Here is a 512-nt window from a genome sequence, read left to right as displayed (position 1 = left end):
TAGCCCTGTAAGAAGACATTGGCCGCGAGGTCGTCGTAACTCGGGTCGCGGTCGATTCGGGCGGTCAAGACGTCTGTAAGAACGTCGTACACTTCTTCCCGGGTCGCACCGCCGTACAGGTTCCGCTGTGATTCGGCGCAGAGCGTGTCGAGGACCTCATCGGGGATAGCCGCCTCAGTCCTCGTCGTCGCCCGGTCGAGGATGGCGCGTATCGTCTCGTCTAGCTCGGTCGTTGCTGTAGAGCTCATGGTGTTTCGACCGTCGGGTCACCGACACAATCACTCGTCTTCGGAGATAGTGTCGCCACTGGTGAAGCGGCCGAAGTGGCCTCGAATCGAGCGATTCGAGGGGAACCGACTGTGTCCGATGGTCCCGACGAAGCGATAAAAGAGTTACCAACTAAAATTGAGATATTGAAACTGTGTTTGTTTCTTAGTGGTGGAGATATCACCGGAGTTGGTTCGTGAGTAGAGATACGGTGAAGGTTCTCACGGGGCGGAAGCGTAGTCAAA

Annotated in this window: 1 protein-coding gene; it reads right to left on the bottom strand. The window is 56.2% G+C overall.

The window, feature by feature from the left end; genetic code table 11:
• The coding region (locus DVK06_RS17245) for a hypothetical protein (RefSeq protein WP_147438173.1) at positions 1 to 248 on the bottom strand (248 nt) is incomplete at its 3' end.
• Positions 249 to 512 lie beyond the last annotated feature (264 nt).

The sequence above is a fragment of the Halorubrum sp. Atlit-28R genome (assembly GCF_003665955.1).
GTDB lineage: Archaea > Halobacteriota > Halobacteria > Halobacteriales > Haloferacaceae > Halorubrum > Halorubrum tropicale.
Note: the sequence above shows the minus strand (reverse complement) of the source record. Positions and strands in the feature narration are given on the sequence as shown.